13 protein-coding genes are annotated in these 16632 nt (G+C 50.2%); 6 read left to right on the plus strand and 7 right to left on the minus strand.

What is annotated here, in order from left to right; all coding sequences use genetic code 11:
* Positions 1–204 precede the first annotated feature (204 nt).
* Positions 205–654, plus strand: coding sequence for a terminus macrodomain insulation protein YfbV (gene yfbV, locus BZG80_RS11720; RefSeq protein WP_077460099.1), 450 nt, complete (start codon positions 205–207; stop codon positions 652–654).
* 84 nt (positions 655–738) lie between these two features.
* Here the strand turns inward: yfbV and BZG80_RS11725 are convergent, their stop codons facing one another.
* From BZG80_RS11725 to BZG80_RS11735, 3 genes are all read right to left on the minus strand, one after another.
* Positions 739–1752: a ChaN family lipoprotein gene (locus BZG80_RS11725; protein ID WP_241833904.1), complete on the minus strand. Its 1014-nt coding sequence runs from the start codon at positions 1750–1752 to the stop codon at positions 739–741.
* Complete coding sequence (gene rlmA, locus BZG80_RS11730; RefSeq protein WP_077679414.1) at positions 1752–2594, minus strand: 23S rRNA (guanine(745)-N(1))-methyltransferase; 843 nt, start codon at positions 2592–2594, stop codon at positions 1752–1754. Before rlmA ends, BZG80_RS11725 begins: the two co-directional genes overlap by 1 nt.
* A 128-nt stretch (positions 2595–2722) precedes the next feature.
* Positions 2723–3223 carry a YfbU family protein gene (locus BZG80_RS11735; RefSeq protein WP_021023992.1) on the minus strand — a complete coding sequence of 167 codons (501 nt, stop codon included), beginning with the start codon at positions 3221–3223 and terminating at the stop codon, positions 2723–2725.
* A 171-nt stretch (positions 3224–3394) separates the two neighbouring features.
* Here BZG80_RS11735 and BZG80_RS11740 point away from each other — a divergent pair, with 171 nt between their 5' ends.
* Both BZG80_RS11740 and BZG80_RS11745 read left to right on the plus strand, forming a co-directional pair.
* Entirely contained in the window at positions 3395–4060 is a 666-nt protein-coding gene (locus tag BZG80_RS11740; protein ID WP_021023993.1) for an energy-coupling factor ABC transporter permease, read from the plus strand.
* Positions 4061–4209: 149 nt separating this feature from the next.
* Entirely contained in the window at positions 4210–5400 is a 1191-nt protein-coding gene (locus BZG80_RS11745) for an MFS transporter (RefSeq protein ID WP_241824034.1), read from the plus strand.
* Between the two features lie 82 nt (positions 5401–5482).
* On the opposite strand, the gene focA is transcribed toward BZG80_RS11745, so the two are convergent.
* Entirely contained in the window at positions 5483–6937 is a 1455-nt protein-coding gene (focA, locus tag BZG80_RS11750; protein WP_077679415.1) for a formate transporter FocA, read from the minus strand.
* 197 nt (positions 6938–7134) lie between these two features.
* On the opposite strand from focA, the gene BZG80_RS11755 reads away from it, so the two are divergent.
* Complete coding sequence (locus tag BZG80_RS11755; RefSeq protein WP_077460102.1) at positions 7135–8040, plus strand: LysR substrate-binding domain-containing protein; 906 nt, start codon at positions 7135–7137, stop codon at positions 8038–8040.
* A gap of 103 nt (positions 8041–8143) precedes the next feature.
* Here BZG80_RS11755 and pflA read toward each other — a convergent pair whose 3' ends face one another.
* The gene (gene pflA / locus BZG80_RS11760; protein ID WP_021023997.1) at positions 8144–8884 is read right to left on the minus strand and encodes a pyruvate formate lyase 1-activating protein; all 741 of its coding nucleotides are present in this window, start codon (positions 8882–8884) and stop codon (positions 8144–8146) included.
* A 331-nt stretch (positions 8885–9215) separates the two neighbouring features.
* Here pflA and BZG80_RS11765 point away from each other — a divergent pair, with 331 nt between their 5' ends.
* Positions 9216–10835 (plus strand): methyl-accepting chemotaxis protein, encoded by a 1620-nt coding sequence (locus BZG80_RS11765; RefSeq protein ID WP_077460103.1) that lies wholly within the window; start codon positions 9216–9218, stop codon positions 10833–10835.
* 72 nt (positions 10836–10907) lie between these two features.
* Here the strand turns inward: BZG80_RS11765 and pflB are convergent, their stop codons facing one another.
* Complete coding sequence (pflB, locus tag BZG80_RS11770; protein WP_077460104.1) at positions 10908–13184, minus strand: formate C-acetyltransferase; 2277 nt, start codon at positions 13182–13184, stop codon at positions 10908–10910.
* A gap of 133 nt (positions 13185–13317) precedes the next feature.
* Positions 13318–14829 (minus strand): DUF3360 family protein, encoded by a 1512-nt coding sequence (locus BZG80_RS11775; protein WP_077460105.1) that lies wholly within the window; start codon positions 14827–14829, stop codon positions 13318–13320.
* A 466-nt stretch (positions 14830–15295) separates the two neighbouring features.
* Between BZG80_RS11775 and BZG80_RS11780 the strand changes: the two genes are divergently transcribed.
* A complete protein-coding gene (locus BZG80_RS11780) occupies positions 15296–16486 on the plus strand; it encodes a tetratricopeptide repeat protein (RefSeq protein ID WP_131827559.1) in 1191 nt (396 codons plus the stop codon).
* The last annotated feature ends 146 nt before the right edge of the window (positions 16487–16632 follow it).

The following is a 16632-nucleotide window of genomic DNA, read 5'->3' on the forward strand; positions in this document are numbered from 1 at the left end:
AGTACAACCGGATTGGGTTGCGAGACAATCGAATCCGAGCAACAATGATAAAAGTGCGCTAAGGATAGCGGGACTTGATCCAGATAACAAAAATTTTTTGAGCGATATGGGTTAAATTTTAAAGTTTTTAAACAATTTGTTTAGTTTTTATTGTAAAAGTTGAGTGACAGCCCCTTTCGGTCACACTGAACAAGTGAGGTAGGTATGACAACGAACAAATCAATCTGGCGCTGCCTGCAAGACGGTCAGAAATACATGCAAGAATGGCCGATGAAAAAGGAATTAGCGCCGGTTTTTCCTGAAAATCGTGTGATCACCATAACGCGGTTCGCGATCAAGGTCATGCCTGCTATTGCCGCAATCAGTGTGTTGCTTCAAATGGCAGCAAACAATGTACAAGGCATGCCGCAAGCGGTGATTGTGGCGCTATTTGCGCTGAGCTTGCCGCTTCAAGGGCTGTGGTGGCTGGGACGCCGCCGTGATACGCCGCTGCCGCCGGCTTTGGCGGGGTGGTATCGCGAACTGCATCAAAAGATCACCAGTGAGGGGCACGCGATGCAGCCGATAAAAAGCCAACCGCGATACAAAGAGCTAGCGCAAGCATTGAGCCGGGCGTTCAAAGTGGATCGCGCAGCATTAGAGCGTTGGTTTTAACCTAACCGAAATGCGCCGCTCACCCAGGCAACACACGCCGACCTCAGGGTCGGCGTTTTTATTGGTCGGTGATGGATGCGTGGCTTAACGACACTGCGGCGCGCCTTGCCCTTTCATTTGGCTGACTGCTTCGCGCATTTCATCCATCGACTGCCAGCGCTGGGGCAAAGGCATGACCTTTAAGCGAAGATCCTTGGCGTTGTCGGCAAGCTTGGCTTGATCACTCACCGCGGTGATCAGTGCAATGGTCAGGTCGGGATTTCGCGCTTTTAATTGTGCGGCCGTTCCTAAGCCTTCGGCAATATGAAAGCGGCCCGCGATGTGGACAATTTGGGTATCAGGGTGACGGGTGTGATAATCGACCATGCTTTCTGCCATGGTGGCATCCCAGGCGAGTTGCGCGGCAAATTGATCGTCGGTTTGGGTGGGAGTGCCATGATGCATGTTGGCTTTAAACTGACGTTTATAAGGTGAGTCTTGGGTATCAATCGTCGCGGCAAACCACTGACGCTGCTGGTCCGGCAATTTATCTAAGTAAGCCAAACCTTGTCGACCAATACAGCTAACCATGCGTTTAGGGGCGTTAGCGGCAATCACGTCAAATTGACGCTGTTTAGCTAGCTCGATCAACGGGCGATAGCTGCCATTGTAGTTGTCCCATGCATTGGCTCGACGCTTAAGCGTGTCTTCGCCAATGTCGCCGGCAAGGTATTGATTCACCACTGGCTGGGCATCACGGCTGAATTGCTCCATGGAAAGCGCGACAGAATGACGTGAGGCAAGTTGGTTGAGCAACTCGGTTTGAAAACGGTGCACCCCAGGATGGCTGTGCCATTCACCGATCAGAACAATATCCGCTTTTTCGACGTTGTCAGCCACTTGAGTCAAGCTAAGTGACTGCCCTTGGGCGGTGGTCACTTGATAATCAAATAAGGTATTGATAGACGCCGATGTCGGTTGCGATGCCGCTGCGACACTGACGGGGCTTAGTACTAAGCTGGCCGCCAATAGCCATTGAGTGGCACGCAGTTGCAAAAAGCGCGGCTTCAAAAAGCGGTCAATCACGCCCTTTTTTGTCCATGGTGAGCAAGTGTGCATCACGCTTCTCCTTTGGCCGAGTCAATCTCTGTGTGATGACGATACACACGCAAGGTAAAGTCGGCTTCACAGTGAAAGCCGTTGGCATTGGCTAACGTTTCACGCCATTCATCGGAGGCGCGCCAGGCAAGCGGTGTCATCTGCAGCAGGGTGAGGGCTTGCTCGCCTGCTAATGTCATCGGGTAATGCAGTGAGCGCTCACTTTCAAGCTGGAAACCGGGCAGGGCCTCTGCTGGCGTTTCGTGTAACCGGACCTCATCATAGATACCCGCTTTAAGCTGAAATAGATGACGTGGACCTGGGGTGACGGTGACAACAACGCCACCGGGCTTGATAACACGATCAAGCTCGTCGCCATTGCAGGGCGCATAAATACGCACCACACCGTCAAGGCTGTTGTCGGCAAACGGCAAGCGTTGCGATGAGGCGACCGAAAACTGACATTGTGGATACCATTTCGCGGCATAGCGCACGGCGATTTTGGCGATATCCAGCCCATAAATAGACCACTGTTGTGCGGCTGTCTGATCAGCGATGGCATGGGTGTAATACCCTTCACCACAGCCCACATCCAAGATCGTCTGGTGCTCGCTATTCAGTGCCTGGGTGAGGGAATCAATCATCGCTTGGCGCATGGGCGCATAATGGCCAGCGTTTAAAAATGCGCGGCGGGCTTGAGTCATGGCTTTATTGTCGCCCGGATCTTTGGAGCGTTTAAATTGCACCGGTAATAGGTTGAGGTAGCCCTCTTTGGCGCGATCAAATTGATGATTGGCAGCGCAATAAGCACCACGTGGCTTGGCTTGCAGGGGCTGTTGGCATAGCGGGCATCGATAAATCATGGCAGAGTCTGTGTCTTGTCTTTGATGCGCTTAAGGGTACGGGCTTGTGTGACGTTCGACAAGTTTGCGCCGTGAGAAATCAAAAAGCCGCCCACAAGGACGGCTGCATTGTTACCTTTTCCCTTTCACTAGGCGGCGAGGATCTTTTCGATCTCGGTTAGGCTTAAGTGAAATTGACGCGGGCACTGACGCCAAACGTCGAGCATACGACGGTATTTGTCACGCATTGGCATTTGACTGTTAAAGCAGTGCTCCCCTTGATCAAACTGCGGATAGAGCCCCTCAGTATCGACTAAAAAGCGTACATAATGCACCAAAGCCCCTTCGGTTGCTGCGTCAAAGCCCCAGAACTGCACGCGACGTGGCGATAATGCCGCTTGGTTGGTATCGTCAAGGAGGTGATAAGAGGCCTGCATCGCATGGTGCATTTCCATGATATCAATCACTTCGCGGCATTGGGTTTCGCACAGTGCTTCAAACTGGCTGATCACCTCGGCCATTTGCAACGCGTAGCCGCGCTCAATGATGGTTTGTAGGCGACGGTACTTTTCGCCATTAGAGGGATCGAGGTGGCACATTAACTGGTACTGGTTAGATAAAATTAAACGTTGTGCAGGGGTCATATCCATTGCGGTTGGCCTCTTAACTCTCGAAGTTACAATAGTCGTTCATCAAACGATGAGGGTATGGACAGAGATTAGCAGCTCTTTATCGCTGAAATCTTGATCTGAGCTATGTCCGTAGCACGTTTTTCACCCGCATAAGGGATTGGGTAAAAGATCGTTCATGAAGGGGACGTTATGTTTGAGTGGGCTGATGTCAGTGGTTGGCAATGGATAGGTTGGTTAGGCTGGGCAGGGGTATTATATGGAACCTATCCACGTGAGTTTTTTCCTAAACTGCGTCAGGAAGTGGGTTATCAGCATTTAGCGTTTTCATCGGCGGTGGTGCTGTTTGCGCTTTGGGCGTTGCAGGCGGGGATCAAAGAGGGGCTCGATATCCACTTTCTGGGCGTGACCACGTTAGCTTTATGCCATGGTTGGCGCATTGCCATTTGGATTACCACCGTGCCGCTGGCACTGATGGGGCTCTTTGGTTTTGTCCCCGTCGCAGATATGGGGATGACGGCGCTTACCACGGCGATACTGCCTATTGTGTTCAGTTATGCGATTTTCGCACTGAGCTACCAGTATTTAACCCGCCACCTTTTTATCTATATTTTTATTGCGGCGTTTATCGGTGCGGCGCTGACCATTGTGTTTCAGCTATCGGTGACCTCGCTCTGGTATTGGGCTGCCGATCGTCATAGCTGGCATGAGATTGTGCATAACTACCTGCAAATTGCACTATTGATGTGGTTCCCCGAGGCGCTGCTTAACGGCATGGCGGTGACGGTGATGGCGGTGTATCGCCCCCATTGGTTACGCACCTTTTATGACAGAGAGTATTTGTCGCCAGAGCGTTGATGGCACAGTGCTTGGGTATTTATGGATTCTATCCATTAAATTTTCTTATTGAGACCAATAAAAACGTTCGCTGTATTTATCTCAAATAATGGCACATATTAGCGGCCCCGGCCGTCCGTGCCACTTATCTGAGAATTGAACGAACTGTCATGAATAATCTATCCTCTGCACAAAATGGCAGCGGCATGGCCCTGTCTGTGTTTCCATGGGTGCCATTAGTGAGCTTAACGGCATTTGCGGTCGCGAGTGGCTATTTGATGAGCTTGATTCCATTGGCGTTAATGCCGCTTGGGATGCCGGCTGAACTGGCCGCTTGGCTGGCGAGTGCCTTTTATGCAGGATTATTGTTTGGTGCTTTGTGGAGTGCACGTATCGTCGCGCGGATGGGGCATCGACAGGCATTAGTGCTGTTTATGAGTGTGCTGCTGCTGTCTATTGCCGCGATGGCAACGATCAAAGCGCAGGGGATATGGTTAGTGTCACGATTTGTGGCCGGTATTGCGGTCGCAGGGGTGTTTGTCGCGATTGAATCATGGTTATTGATCGCCGATTCAGAGCGTCAACGGGCTAAGCGTTTAGGCTTTTATATGGCCGCTTTATATGGTGGTAATGCCTTGGGTCAGCTGGGCGTCGGTTATGTCGGTGTGACAGGTGCTCAGCCGTATTGGTTGATCGGTAGTTTGGTCACGGCGGCGATTATCGTGCCCTTATTTATGCGCCATGGTGAGCCGTCGCAAGCGATGATGGGCCCTATTGAGCACACAGGCACCTTAAGAGCCATTCGTAAAGCTGCCTATATCGCCTGCATTGTGTCGGGGCTCACCTTAGGCGCGATCTATGGTCTATTACCCCTTTATCTTGCTGAACGTGTTGACGATCATCAACAGATTGGAGCAATGATGGCGTTAGTCATTGTTGGCGGCATGGGCGTTCAGCCGTTATTAGGTGCCATCTCGACCAGAGTGAATCGAGTCCTGTTGATGTTCTATTTCTGTGTGGTGGGATTGCTTGCCGTAGCCATCATTATACTTGCTAACAGCAACGGGTGGCTTGGCGTCGGGCTCGTGATGCTTGGTGGCGCCGTGTTTGCCATTTATCCCATTGCGATTGCTTATGCGTGTGCCTCGCTGGCGCCGGGGAAAATTGTCGCGGCTACTGAGGCGCTTCTACTCGCGTACAGTGTTGGATCCGTCAGTGGTCCGGTATTGGCGCATCAAGCATTTTCTGGTGAGCAAGGGTTGATGATGTACTTGGCCAGTTGCTTGCTTAGTACGGCGGTATATATGTGGATCGCTTATCTGAGAGGGCGTCGGCAAATGCCTAACTTGAGTGCCGCCTGACAACGTCGGGGGAGCTAACACGACACGCGGGATCTAACACGACACGCCTCAGAACCGTTCTGAGGCGTGTTTTTAGTTTTGGTTAGGCGCTAACAAGTCCTTCTTTTGCATCGGCAGGGAGAATATCCATGGCGTTGCCGTATAACGGTGCCAAAGCTCGAACCACATCTGAGCGGCTGATGACGCCAACCAAGATGTTGTCTTTCATGACAGGATAAACGTGCGGTCTAGACAGTGTTTGTGTTTTCGCGCGCTCTAGTGCGGATTGGGTGGTAAAGCGCGTGGCAATGCCCGCATCACTGACCGGATACAACACTTGGTTGTCAATGCTCATGTACTGCGCCAGTTCAATCACGGATTGGTCTGCCTCAACGGTTTGCACCTCCGTGCGCATTAAATCTTCGACTTTGGTGTCCATGTCGGGTTGGTAATCGTTCCACCATAAATCAACAAAGACATCTTGCACCGAGAAAAAGCCAACCAATTCATTTTGTTTATCGACGACAGGCGCGCCTTGCAACTGATAGCGGTTGAGTTGCTCTAATGCATCGGCCACAAACTGATGGCTTTGCAAGGCACAGTGGGCAGGCTTCATGTTTTTTTCAATGGTTAAGGTTTCTTGGGTCATAGTGGGTCTCTCAGAATAATTCGCAGACGGTAGCGTCAATGAAGAAATTTGCGCTGTTTTGTTTTCTCTCTCTGGATTAATAATCAGCCAGTACCCCATGCCGACAAGGCCAGCGCCGCCGACAATATTGCCGAGCGTGACGGGGATTAAATTGGCACTGATAAACTGGATCAGGTTAAGGTCATTGAAGGCAGCCGGTGAACTCCCTACTGTTTGCCAAAAACTGTCGGGCGCGAAAGTAGCAATGCTCATCCCCAGTGGCACCATGAACATATTGGCGACACTGTGCTCAAAGCCGGTGCTGACAAACATGGCCACGGGAAGAATCACCATCACTGCTTTGGTCAGTGGATTTTGCGACGTGAAGGTCATCCAAATTGCCAGACAAACCAGCAAGTTACACAACACCCCTAACGCAAAGGCTTGTATCCAACTGTGATGTAGCTTGTGTTGGGCCACGTGTAATGCGTTTAATCCCCATTGCCCATCGTCAAGTTGGTATAGCCCTGCCACCATCACGATAAACACCAACAGTAGGGCGCCGCACAAGTTGCCGAAATACACTCTTGCCCAGGTATAGAGCAGGCCGCGGGTGGAGATCTTGCCATTGGCACGCGCCAGCATAGACAACACTGTGCTGGTAAATAGCTCTGCACCGCCAAGCACCACCAATATTAAGCCCATGCTAAAGGCAAGCCCGCCCATCAACCGGGTCATTCCCCAGCCGGCGTTACTGCCCGTGGTTACCGTGAGGTAGAACACGAAAGCCAGTCCGATAAATAAGCCGGCCATCATGGCTAGCCCAACCGCCATCCGGGTCGATTTATGGGTTTTACTCTCTGCATAGGCTTCAGCGTTGGCAAGCAATGCAGCGGGGCCCTCCGTTTTAATTGGGGTAGGACTTACCATGCGTTGTCTCCTCTGTCGGCATTATTTGCCCGAGGGGAAAGACAGATCAACATACAGGTTGTACTCCTTTTTAGACGTAATGTGAATAAAACCAGCCTATTCTTCTCTCTATCAGGAGTAAAATTGATATTACTTAGGGTAAGAATCATAAAAATTGATAGGGTATTGCCATTAAAGCCAGACAGTAAGGAGCCTGGATGCGGTACTCATTGAAACAGTTGGCTGTGTTTGAAGCGATCGCCGCGACCGGCAGTGTAAGCCGAGCGGCCGACCAGTTAGCGTTGACGCAGTCGGCTACCAGTATGGCCCTGTCGCAGCTAGAAAAGTTGTTAGGGCGGCCATTATTCGAGCGGCAAGGCAAGCAAATGCAGCTCACCTACTGGGGAGCCTGGTTGCGACCCAAAGCACGCCAACTCTTGTTTGATGCGCAACAGATTGAGGCAGGGTTTGATGGACAGCACATTATCAGTGGCGATATTGCCTTAATTGCCAGTCAAACCGCAGCAGAACACCTTATTCCAGACCTTATCAGTATTATTGATAGTGATTTCCCCGAGCTGCGAATCGACTTTACCGTGAAAAACACCGAGAAAGTCATTGATAGTGTGCGCCGTTATCAGCACGACTTGGGGATCATTGAGGGGCGTTGCGATGATAGCCGCTTAAAGCAGCAGGTATGGTGCCATGACCACCTTGTGGTCGTGGCGGGCAAGCACCATCCTTATGCGCAGCGTGATCAGGTAAGCTTGGCGCAACTTGAACAAGCGCAGTGGGTATTGCGAGAGCCGGGTGCCGGGACACGACATAGTTTTGATAGTGCGATTCATGGCGTTATCGAAGATCTTGATGTGCGGCGAGAATATGAGCAGGTGCCTGTGTTGCGTACTTTGGTGGCTAACTCCAATTACCTAAGCTGCTTGCCCTATTTAGATGTTGAAAAGTGGATTGAACGCGAGGAGCTGGTGGCGCTGAACGTGCCAGAGCTCAATATGCGTCGAACACTGTCTTTTATCTGGCGAGCGGATGGCGCAGATAACCCTTTGCGTGACTGTATTATTCGTGAAGCCATTAGGATGACGAAAGCCCGCCGGCGCGAGATGTAAGTCGCGAGACAGAGGTATAACGACGTGAAAAAAGTATAAAGACGCGAAAAAAAGCCGGCCACAAGGTGACCGGCTGATGGGTGGTGCGCAGAGGTGCGTCGGATTAATACATGACGTTATGACCATAACTGGCAATAATGTTTTTGACGTTATCCATCATTTCTTTTGATGGTGTGCCCACGTCTTTTAACTCATATTCGTAACCCAGCGCTTCCCATTTATGTTCACCAAGCTGGTGATAGGGGAGTAATTCCACCTTTTCGATATTGTCCATGCCTTTAATAAACTGACCTAGGCGGTGCGCGGAATCATCGTCATCCGTATAGCCGGGCACCACGACGTAACGAATCCAGGTTTTTTGTCCAATTTTGTGCAAGTAGTTGGCAAAATCGAGCGTGCGGCGATTCGATACGCCTACTAAGTCTTCATGAACCTCATCATTGAGCTGTTTTAGATCCAGCATGACCAAATCGGTTGCATCAAGCACTTCATCAATCACGGGCGTGTGCTTACGGATATAGCCGTTGGTGTCTAAGCAGGTATGAATACCTTTGGCTTGCGCGGCCTGGAAAAAGTCTCGGACAAACTCTGGCTGTAACATAGCTTCGCCGCCCGATGCGGTGACCCCACCGCCTGATGCGGTGATGAAGTGGCGATAGGCCAATACATCTTTCATGATCTCATCGACAGTGACTTCTTTCCCGCCGTGAGTGTCCCAAGTATCGCGATTATGGCAATACTTACACCGCATCAAGCAGCCTTGCATAAAGACAATAAAACGTATCCCAGGGCCATCTACGGTCCCACAAGATTCAAAGGAATGGATGCGACCAATTGCCGACATAACTGTCTCCAGACTGCGAATTGCGATACTGTCATTTTATTACAAAAACCGGCCTCAACGTAAGGAAATTCCCCTCTTTTTCGCACTCTCTTTGTGAACGTTGCTGTGGTGTTACACCTCTGTCTTTGGGTTGATCACAGTTCCAGTTTTCTATGCCAGCACAATGAGAGCTAATCCAGATAATCTCCATGTTGTTTTTGTGTCTTCTGGCCTTTTTGTCCAAACTAACGTGCGACATGCAGAGTTACCCATATATGGCCTTTCAGGCTGCATGTGAGCTTAATAGAGCCGAGTATCAGGCTAGGATCAACAGCAAACGCTAGGGTATATAATGAAAAAAATCAGTGATCTGAGAGTGAAAAATAAGCTTGTTGCGCTCATGTTGATAGCCATTGCATTGCTGGTTGCGATCAGTATGTTCACTATCCAAAAAGAGCGTGATCAAGCTTATGCTGAGCGAACCGCTTCGCTAAGGGCCAATATAGAAGTGGCGCAAAGTGTGGTGAATTATTACCGCCAGCAGGCATCAAGAATCGGCGAAGAGGAAGCCAAAACGCAAGCGATCGCGCAACTGAACCAGCTTCGTTATGACGGCGATAACTATTTTTGGGTGCTCAAGCCTGATCTCACGATTGTTAACCACCCGATAAAGCCCAAGTTGAATGGCACCAGTGCGAACAGTTTGACCGATGGCGACGGCAAGCACCATTGGCGAGAAATGGTAACAGTGAGCAAAGGGTCACAAGGCGGTGTGTTGGATTATACTTGGCGCTCACCGGAAGGTGAGATGAAGCCCAAAATCTCTTATGTGAAACGCGTAAATGGTTGGAACTGGATTATTGGCTCGGGCACTCATGTGAGCGATATTGAAGCGCAGTTTATCCAGTCAGCGTGGCAAATTGGCGGATTAACGCTTATCGCGGGGGTGATCCTGTTAGTTTGTGGTGCGTTTGTCAGTCGCGACATCGTTGTGCCGTTAGATGAATTGGTCGAAAAGTTTGATCGGATTGCGGGTGGGGACTTACGCATTGAGTGCGGCTATACCCGTCATGATGAAATCGGTAAATTGGCGCGGCGTATGGATACAGCCATGGGGAGTGTTCGTGAAGCCATGCGTGTTGCCCATGATGAGGCGAAGCAGTCTTCTACCATGGCGTCGTCGATTGCATCAGCGAGTGAGCAGAGTGCACAAAGTATTCAATCTCAGCGCGCGCAACTCGAGCAACTGGCAACGGCGATGAACGAAATGACAGCAACTGTCGCTGATGTCGCGGATCACGCAGAACAAACTGCGCAAGCCACGAATGATATTTCCTCGATGGCGGAAGATAGCAATCATAAATTGGATAGCACGGTAGCCAGTATCCGTGAAGTTGCCGAACGTATCGCTGGGGCAGATAAATTGGTCAATCAGGTCAAGCAAGGCGTGATGGAGATCAGTGATGTCGCGACGGTTATTCAAGGGATCTCTGAGCAGACCAATCTATTGGCCCTAAACGCGGCGATTGAGGCGGCACGTGCCGGTGAGCAAGGTCGTGGCTTTGCGGTGGTGGCCGATGAAGTACGCTCGCTGGCGCAAGGTACGCAAAAATCAACCACGCAAATCCAAGGCACGATAGAAGCGCTGACCAATAACGCGATTGAAGCGGCAGAGGCGATGAAATCAAGCCATACGTCCAGTGAAGCGAGTGTAGAAACCGCGCTTGAAACTCAGCAGCAGCTTAAAGATATGGTGAGTGCGCTACATGGCTCTAACGATCGCGTGGTACAGATTGCGGCGGCGGCCGAAGAGCAGGGGACGGTGTCTGAAGAAATGAACCAAAACGTCAGCAACATTCATAACTCAGCGAACGAAGTCAGTGGGGCGGCTTCTCACCTGGCAGAGCAAAGCCAGCTGTTGGCAGATTCTGCACGAGAGTTGGATAGACAACTGGATCATTTTGAAGTGTAACCCAAATAAAAACCGCCAGCATTTGCCGGCGGTTTTTTTATTAGCGTATCGCGTACGCTTTATCGCTACATCTTACAGTGAAGACGTGAAGGTACGTGTAATGACGTCTTGTTGCTGCTCTTTAGTCAGCGAGTTAAAACGTACCGCGTAACCAGAAACACGGATAGTCAGCTGAGGATAGTTCTCAGGGTTTTCCATCGCGTCTAGTAGCATTTCACGGTTCATCACGTTCACGTTCAGGTGCTGGCCGCCTTCTTGACCGCTTTCATGGTGGAAGTAACCATCCATTAAGCCCGCCAAGTTCGCGCGTTGGGTGTTTTCGTCTTTACCCAAAGCATTTGGCACAATAGAGAAGGTATAAGAAATACCGTCTTTAGCGTGAGCAAATGGCAGTTTACCGACAGAGGTCAGTGACGCAACCGCACCTTTCTCATCACGGCCGTGCATTGGGTTCGCACCTGGACCAAATGGCATACCCGCTTTACGACCATCTGGCGTATTACCGGTTTTCTTACCGTATACCACGTTTGAGGTGATCGTTAGGATAGACTGAGTCGGAACCGCATCACGGTAAGTTCTCAGTGAGCGGATTTTGTTCATGAAGCGTTCAACCAGGTCACAGGCAATCGCATCAACACGCTCATCGTTGTTACCAAACGCTGGGTATTCACCTTCGATATCAAAGTCGATAGCAATACCGTCTTCGTCACGAACTGGCTTCACTTTTGCGTACTTGATTGCGGCCAATGAGTCAGCAGCAACCGATAGACCCGCAATACCACAGGCCATGGTGCGATAAACATCACGATCGTGGAAAGCCATCAATGCCGCTTCATAGCTGTACTTGTCATGCATGAAGTGGATGCTGTTCAGCGCAGTCACGTACTGTTTCGCTAACCAATCCATCAGGTGATCCATGCGGTCCATGACTTTGTCATAGTCTAGCACTTCGTCAGTCATCGCTGGATGCTCTGGTGCAACTTGGATTTTCAGCTTCTCGTCAATACCACCGTTGATGGTATAAAGGAGCGTTTTAGCCAAGTTGGCACGGGCGCCAAAGAACTGCATTTGCTTACCAACGATCATCGGTGATACGCAACAAGCGATCGCGTAGTCGTCAGATTCAAAGTCAGTGCGCATCAGATCGTCGTTCTCGTACTGGATAGACGAGGTATCGATAGACACTTTGGCACAGAACTTTTTGAAGCCTTCAGGCAGTTGCTCAGACCAAAGCACTGTGATGTTTGGCTCTGGGCTTGGGCCCATGGTGTACAGGCTGTTAAGGAAACGGAAGCTGGTACGAGAAACCAGAGTACGTCCGTCTAGGCCCATACCGGCAACAGATTCGGTGGCCCAAATTGGGTCGCCAGAGAAGAGATCATCATACTCAGGCGTACGCAGGAAGCGTACCATACGCAGTTTCATGACGAAGTGGTCAATCAGCTCTTGCGCTTGTTCTTCTGTGAGTTTACCGGCTTCAACATCACGCTGTAGGTAGATATCAAGGAAGGTAGACGTACGACCGAGCGACATTGCCGCGCCGTTTTGTGTTTTAACCGCACCCAGGTAACCGAAATAGGTCCACTGAATCGCTTCTTTTGCGTTTTCTGCTGGGCGAGAAATATCACAGCCGTAAGAAGCTGCCATTTTTTTCAATTGGCCCAACGCGCGGTGTTGCTCTGCAATTTCTTCACGCAGTTGCATGGTCATTTGCAGATCTTCGCCGCTTTCAAATTTCTCTTGTAGAGAATCGAATTGCGCTTTTTTGTCCGCCATCAGGAAGTCGATGCCGTATAAAGCAACGCGACGGTAGTCACCGATGATACGGCCACGGCCATAAGCATCAGGTAGACCTGTCAAAATGCCTGACTTACGACACTTGAGGATGTCAGGGGTGTAAATATCGAAAACCCCTTGGTTGTGAGTCTTACGATGTTCGGTGAAGGTTTTCTTTACTTGTGGATCCAGTTCGCGGCCGTATGCGTCACACGAACTTTGAACCATACGAATACCGCCATTAGGCAGCATAGCGCGTTTTAGCGGTGCGTCGGTCTGTAGACCAACAATCTGCTCCAGATCTTTCTCAATGTAGCCGGCATCATGAGAGGTCAGGGTAGAAACCACAGACGTATCAAAATCAACCGGGGCATGCGTCGCGTTTTCTTGCTTGATGCCTTCCATCACGCGCGCCCACAGTTGGCGAGTCGCGTCAGTTGGCTCAGAAACTAGGAATGATTCGTCACCCTCATAAGGGGTATAGTTTTTTTGGATGAAGTCGCGAACGTCAACGGCTTTGCTCCAGTTACCTTCAACAAATCCTTCCCATGCATTGGAATTGTGCTCAGACATGTTGCACCTACCTGTTCTCTTTTCAAAAAGACATGTGTTGGGACCAAGGCCAGTCATAGTGTTGTGTCAGTATGGCTGACGCTGTGACCCATCGATTTATCCGGATGCCCCGCCCGAAAGCGGGGCCGTGTTATTACAATAAAGGTGGAATGCCGGGAATCATTCCGACTGCCAACATAGCAGCCACACAAATGATCACTGTGGCGGTTGGAATCACCAGACGATCGATGGTCGATAGCGTACCAGGACGCTCTTTATCACCGATAAGACCGTTGTTGTCCAAGAGCATAGTGACTGCCCAACCAAAGACTGGGTTAACAGCCATGGAGGCGAAAATACAAATACCGGCTGATTGGCTAGACTTCGCGTCTTTAACCATTTGCATCCCTGCTTCAAGAAGCGGCAGGAACACACCTGATAATAGTGCAATGGTCATCACCGGTGGCCAGGTTGCTACATCCATTGGATAACCAATCAAGGCAACCGCAATACATAACAGACCGAGGACAATAGCCCCGCCAGGAATCGGGCGACGAGCAATCGCTGCAGGAATCATATAAGTGCCCCATGAGGATGTGATATTACCCCCACCGACTGATGCCCCAACGATTTGGCGGATAGAACACCCTGTCATGGTGTCATCCACGTCCATCAATACCTTTTCGGCCTTTTTCGGGTAATTAAGTTCCTGGAAAATACGGTGACCAAGAAAGTCTGGCGACCACATCGCTACCGCGAGCAGAGCAAATGGTAGTGACGCAAGAAAGTGCGATAGGGTTGGTAAGCCCATTTGCCAACCTTGCTCGGTTGATCCCCACCAGTAAACCGGGTTTAGGTTTGGCACACCCGGTTGTGTCACAAACTCTAGTGATGAGCCGGCACCTAATGCGGTAGCAATCAATCCACCGGTAACGGCACAGACAGGAATCGCTAACCAGCGTTTACCAATGCGAGCTAAAAAGGCATAAATCACAATGGATACGGCCAGAATGACAATGGATATATAGCCCATATCAATGGCAGCACCCCAGGCTAGCAGGCTCTCAATTTGACCTTTTGCCCCGCCAAAGCCCAAGAAAATCAGCAAGCCACCCGCTACCCCTTGGCTGGTTAGGTTCACTAATTTAGACCCGCCTTTGACATAACTGAGTATCAAGCCAAAGGCACCGATTAGGATCCCCAAGGCGAGAGGATGTGCGCCGGCGAGCGCGATGGTCCCGACAAGCGGGATCATTGGCCCATGGTTACCGGCCAGGTTAGCGCGTGGATTGATAAATCCGCATAAAAGGACACAAAAAAGGAGTGCGGGGATAAGCATTTCAACCCGCGCGACCTCAACAGCAAACGCTTTACCTAAAGTCACATGATCCCACGCGGCGGTTAGCCCCTCAGCCCATGACATCATCACTGCAGAATACATAGCGATAATGCCGATGGTACCGGCCAGCGCGGGAACAAGATCCTCAATTTCAAAACGGAAGTCACGGCCAGGCAGGTTCAAGCCCCAACGGCGCGGACGCATAATTTGTAGTTCGTGATTCAGGTAGTCAGCCCGGGAGGCAAATGAAGAAGCCGGCTTGTGCTTCTTTTGATATTCGCTCTTTTCATCGTGACTCACACTGCGGTCTTGAGCATGTGTTGCCATAATTTCCTCGTCTACAGAAAGCAAAAGCTTTCGAAACAGCGACTTAGCCAGTCTTGGTTTATTTTTAACGCTGGCCTTGTGGCCGTGTTCTGTTTCGTTATCAGCATGCTAACAACAGGGTGATTCCCGAATGTTGACTTAGATCATTACCGTGTAATTTTTTTACGTGCTACGCCGGTGTTTACCGAGATTCTAGACCCATTATCGCGTTCACAATCCGACTAAAGTCGCTATTTTGTAATTTAATTACCAATAAGGGCGGTAAATATGTGCCACAAAACAGCAAGATAACGGCGTTATTGTGTGGCGTTTCGTCGGGTTTGTTGTGAGCGCATGTTAACAAATAAAGACAGCAAACGTTTGTTCGCTGTAGTGAATAAAAAAGATAGGTTATAGTCGAGGTGTTGTCCTCTAAAAATGGATTTTCATGTTGCGACGCTTATGTTTGTTTCCCTTTGAGTCTCGAATGCTTGTTTCTGTTAGTCGTCGACTTGCAGTCATGCTGCTGTTTTTACTGTCATTCGCGACGGCGCAGGCGGCAGAAATAGCGGACGTAAGTGCCTCTATTGAGCGTGGAAATTATCAGCAAGCCCTGAAGTTGTCAGCGGCGTTACTGGCGCAGCAAGGCGATCAAAAGCTTGTGTCACCGCAGCGCGCCGAACTCTGGCGCTTACAGGGCATCAGCTATCTCTATCTTAATCAGCGTGCCGAAGCTTATCGTGCCTATCAAAACGCGTTAGCATTGAATTCACTGTCAGAAGCCAGCGAAGCGGATGCGCTTGCTGCCGTGATCCGTTTGGCTTATCGGGTCAAGCAATATGATGAGGTGTTAAATTATGCGCGCCAACTCAGTGAGCACCATCATTTATCCCCCTCTTCAGGCCGTCTTGCGATGCAGGCTGCTTATTCTTTGTCGCGATTTGATGTGGCGATTGATTATGCCAACCAGCTTCAAGAACTCGACGCACTTGATGCCTTTGTATTGCAAACAAAGGCGCTGAGTGAAATGGCGTTGTCGCGTTATGGTGCGGCGGCGGCAACGTTTGATCAGTTCGTGAATGCGGCTGATGTGGCGCCCAAGTGGCTCGAGCAAGCCGCGCGTGCGCATGTTAAAGCGGGGACGCATCGCACTGCTCGGCAATATTTAGCAAGGGCCAGGGCGGATATTGCGCTATACCGAGCGATTGCTGTTTCTCGACTGGATTCCAACGAAGCTGAGCAGGCGTTATTGTACTGGCAGCAGGGGCTACAGCAGCTTGACCGTGTAGCAACGCGTGATGAGCAGTTATTTATGGTGCAATGTCTAATCAAAAATAACCAGCATGTAGCGGCTTTGAATCGAATTAGTGAAGTGAATTTAACCCAGCCGGATAAACAGACGTTGAAGTTGCAGGTAATGCTGGCTTATCAATTAGGCCATTGGAAAGAGGTCATTGATACGGCGCAAGTGGCACTGTCTTATGGGTTGAAAGACGATAAGATGCTTTGGCAGTGGCTGGCCATTAGTGCGATTAAAGCGGGCGACTACACGCTTGCCGACTATGCGCTTGACCAATGGCAAAGCAAGGATCCGTCTGAGCTTGTCGATCGCTGGCGAGACACGCTTGAACTGCTTAAAGCAAAACGTGCAACACGGCGTGACAGTCGCACCTCGTAATCCGATCCAGCAGATGTCTATTATTGAGTACAATACTGTCTTCTAATAGAAAAGAAACGCCTTTTTGTTCACAGTTTTGTCACCTGTGTTTTGTCGCAAAAATAAAATCAATTGCATCTTTATCCTCTTTTATCCTCCTTTTTATT

Source organism: Salinivibrio sp. MA440 (assembly GCF_001996265.1).
Classification (GTDB): domain Bacteria; phylum Pseudomonadota; class Gammaproteobacteria; order Enterobacterales; family Vibrionaceae; genus Salinivibrio; species Salinivibrio costicola.